The sequence below is a fragment of the Azospirillum himalayense genome (genome assembly GCF_042657465.1).
In the GTDB taxonomy this organism is placed as follows: Bacteria; Pseudomonadota; Alphaproteobacteria; order Azospirillales; family Azospirillaceae; genus Azospirillum; species Azospirillum himalayense.
Genome location: NZ_JBHSLC010000082.1, coordinates 1 through 3,993, shown reverse-complemented (window position 1 = coordinate 3,993; position 3,993 = coordinate 1). Strand labels below are relative to the sequence as shown.

Genomic DNA, 3,993 nt, shown 5'->3' with positions numbered 1-3,993 from the left:
TTCAGCGTGGCGCCGTCCATCTCCCACAGGCCGACCGCGGTGGTCTGGGTGTTGCGCCACAGGATGTCGGTCTTGCCGTCGCCGGTGAAGTCGCCGGTGGACACCGGCGTCCATTGCGGGTCGAGGCCGCTGCCGACCAGCGCGGCGCTCTTCAGCGTGGTGCCGTCCATCGTCCACACGCCGATGTCGCCGCTGCCGGTGTGGCGGTACAGGATGTCGGTCTTGCCGTCGCCGTCGAAGTCGCCCAGCCCCTGCACCGCCCAGACCGGGGCGGCGACGGCGGTGATCAGCGTGCCGCTGGCGGTGAAGTTGCCCATGCGCCACAAGACGAGTTGCCCCGACGCGGCGTCGCGCAGCAGCACGTCCGCGGTGCCGTCGCCGGTCAGGTCCGGCCCGTGCCAGCGGCCCGCGCCGAGCGAGATGGAACTGCCCGAAACCTTGAAGTCGCTGGACTGGAAGGTCCCGGTCAACTGCACGGTGATATCCGCTCCGGGGATGCTGTCGGCCCCGATGTAGAGTGTGGTGACGCCATTCGCCGTGCTGACCTGCAGATCGCCCAGGCCGACGCCGGTGCCGTTGCCGGCGGTCACCGACCCGCTGAGCACCAGCGTGTCGGTGTAGATGCTGTCGCCGGCGTTGAAGTCGGTGATGAGGTCGATGCCGCCCAGCGGATCCTGCGGCGATTGGACGAAGAAGTCGTCGCCTCCGCCTCCGGTCAGCGTGTCGGCGCCACCGCGGCCGTTGATGGTGTTCCTGCCGGTGCTGCCGATGATGATGTCGTTGTAGTTCGAGCCCGATCCGTTCTCGATGGACACCAGCACGTCGTGCCCGCCCGTTCCATCCGTCGCCTGGCCGGTCCCGAGGTTGATGTGGACCGGACCGATGTCGCTGACGTAGTCGACGCGGTCGATGCCGGCTCCGCCATCGATGGTATCGTTGCCGCCCATCGGATCGAAGCGGTCGTTGCCGGCCCCGCCCACCAGCGTGTCGGCGTACTGGGAGCCGCGAACCCGCTCGATGCCGGACAGGGTATCGATGCCGCCCCAGCCATCCTGGACCAGACCGGTGGCGAGATTGACGGACACGGCGTTGGGGGAAGTCTGGTAGTCGGCCAGATCCATGGTTCCGGCGCCGCCGATCAGCACGTCGTTGCCGGCGCCACCCCGCAAGGTGTCGTTGCCGGCCCCGCCGTCCAGCGTGTCGTCGCCGTTGCTGCCTTCCAGATAATTGGCTTGGCCGTCGCCTGTCAGCCGGTCGTCGAACTGCGACCCAATCAGGTTCTCGATGCTGATGAGGACGTCGCCGGCGGCGTCGCCGGCGCTGATCTGCGGGCCGGTCAGGGTCAGGTCGACCGTTACGCCGGAGCCGGAGTTGTAATAGCCGGCGCTGTCCGTGCCGTCGCCGCCATCAAGCGTGTCGGCCTCCCAGCCGCCTTCCAGGTAATCGTTGCCAGCCCCGCCGTCGAGCGTATCGTTGCCCCCGTCGCCATAGAGGCCGTTGTTTCCGGCGTTTCCAGTCAGGTGGTCGTCGAACTGCGAGCCGCCGAGATTCTCGATGCTGATGAGGATGTCGCCGGCGGCGTCGCCGGCGCTGATCTGCGGGCCGGTCAGGGTCAGGTCGACCGTTACGCCCGTGCCGGAGTTGTAATAGCCGGCGGTGTCGCTTCCGGTACCGCCGTCGATCAGATCGGCGCCCATTCCGCCCACTAGGAAATCGTCGCCTGCGTCGCCGCTCAGCGTGTCGTTGCCGGAACCACCGTTCAGAGTGTCGTTGCCGTCGCCCCCCAACAGGCTGTCGTCGCCCGCGTCGCCATTCAGGGTGTCGTTGCCCCCGGCGCCGTTCAGAGTGTCGTTGCCGTCCACCCCACCGTTCCCGTCGCCGTCCAATCGTTCGTCCACATCCGATCCAATGATCAGATCGGCGAAGTTGGAGCCGCGCACCCGTTCGATGCCCGACACCAGGTCGGTGCCGCCGAACCCGTCCTGGATCACGCCGGTGGCGAGGTTGGCGACGATGCCGCTGGTTGCCCTATGGTACCGCACCGCATCAAATCCGCCGCCACCGATGATCGTATCGTTTCCGCCTTCGCCTTCGAACTGTTCGTCGGCGTCGCCGCCGGTCAGCGTATCGTCGAAGGAGGAGCCGCGCACCCGACGGATGTTCACCAGCGTATCGGTTCCCCCAAGCCCGTCGGTGGCGACGCCGGTGGCGAGATTGACGTTCACCGCCTGGGTCGCCGAGTCGTAGAAGACGCGCCCCTCCACGCCGCCCAGGGCGATGATGGTGTCGTTTCCAGCGCCGCCGATCACGTCGAAGAACGGCACCTTGGTGTCGAAGGTGAAGCGGTCGGCTTGGTCCGTGCCGATGACGGTGATCTGGTCGAGGTCGGGGTTTTGGCCGAAATTGTTGATCAGCGTGTCGATGCCGAAACCGCCCTTGTCAACGGTCAGGGAAGGAAGGTCGAAATCGATGGGATAGAAGCTGGTGGTTCCCCCGATTGAATATCCCCTCAAAACGTCGTAGTTGAAGGTGTCGACACCGGAGCCGCCGGCATCCAGCGTGTCGTTTCCAATACTGCCCGAAAGCGTGTCGTCCCCGGGACCGCCATTCATCAGGTCGTCGTCGCCGCTGCCGAACAGGCTGTCGTTCCCGGCCCCGCCGAAAAGCGTATCGTTGCCGTTGCCGCCGTTGAGCCGGTCACTGCCGTCACCGCCATCAAGGATATCGGCACCACCATCACCCCAGATCGTGTCATCCCCGGCGGTGCCATTGAGCGTGTCGTTGCCGGACGTTCCATTCAAGACAGCCACATTAATCTCCACCGAGGATTCGCCGATCGTCAAGGCTGAGAAGTTTGTATATGAAAAAGGGAACTGTCAATCATCTGTTCAATTTCTGTTTTCCATGAACAAAATACGGATTAGCGGCCGGTCGACTGTCGAAACCGGCTGCATATTAGTTGTAATTGTTGTTTATGTAACCCTTAGTAGATGTACAGCCATTTAAGATAGAGATTTATCAGTCGCAGCTGTCATATTGATGCACTCATGTAGAGAACTGATCATTCGACCCTCCTGCGAAAAGGATAGCCAGGGTATTCAGCCAGTAGTGCGAAGACAATCTGGTAATTAGAAAGAAAAATGCAGAGCAGATTGGCAAAACAGCCCCAGGATTTTAGGACGATGCTACCAGACACGCGTCTCAAGACGCGTCATATGCCTCTCAAGGTTACGAGGAAGTTCCCAAGCTGGATAATTGGCGGCGTACGTCTGATGCCAAGAATTTTTCCTTTTAAAAGGAGGACGCCACTTGTTGCGGAACTCTCCTCTGTCTTCCGTGCTGCATCCGGCGCCTACGAGGGTCCGGGCCATGCGGACGGGGGGCCAACCGGCGAGACATCCTGGTTGACGTTGGAATAGCTGCGGAGGAGAGAGAAGCCTCCTTCCTGTCCTTCGATGTAGCAATCGACGCCGGTCAAGGTCCTGGACAGAGTTTTCAGGCTGGTTCCGGACAGCGCCCCCGATAGGACTTGCTTAAACGTGCTTCCACCATCGGTGTATATGATGGTCACCTGACCCTTGCTGGTGGAGACCACGGCCGTTTGCGCCACACTGGTCGGGATCGTTGTGCAGTCCGTTCTCCCAATCCAGTTTCTGGAATCGATAACCTCGATGCGCACGGTTGCACGCAAAAAATCTTCGGAAAGGACGACCTCTCCGAAGATTGCACCGCGGGGCTTTGTCGTAAACAGGAACTGCGCAGGTCCCGGCTCCCGTGAACTGTGCTGACGCGGGAGCCGGGAGCGGTGAACATGGCGCTTATCCGGCCCCAACCAGATCGCCGGCGGGGCGGACGGGGGTCCATCCTGCGGCGCTGTTGAGCAGGTAGGCGGTGATGCCGACCGAGCCGCCCTTGTTGTGGATGAACCAGGCGGCCATCTGGTCGGTGCCCTGCTGGCGCCACAGCACGTCGTCGATGCCATCGCCGTCGTAG

The 3,993-nt window shown here is 62.8% G+C and carries 1 pseudogene; it reads right to left on the bottom strand.

The annotated features are described in order from the left end of the window. Positions 1-2,810, bottom strand: a pseudogene (locus ACFPMG_RS24815) (hypothetical protein); the annotation flags it as partial. Positions 2,811-3,993 lie beyond the last annotated feature (1,183 nt).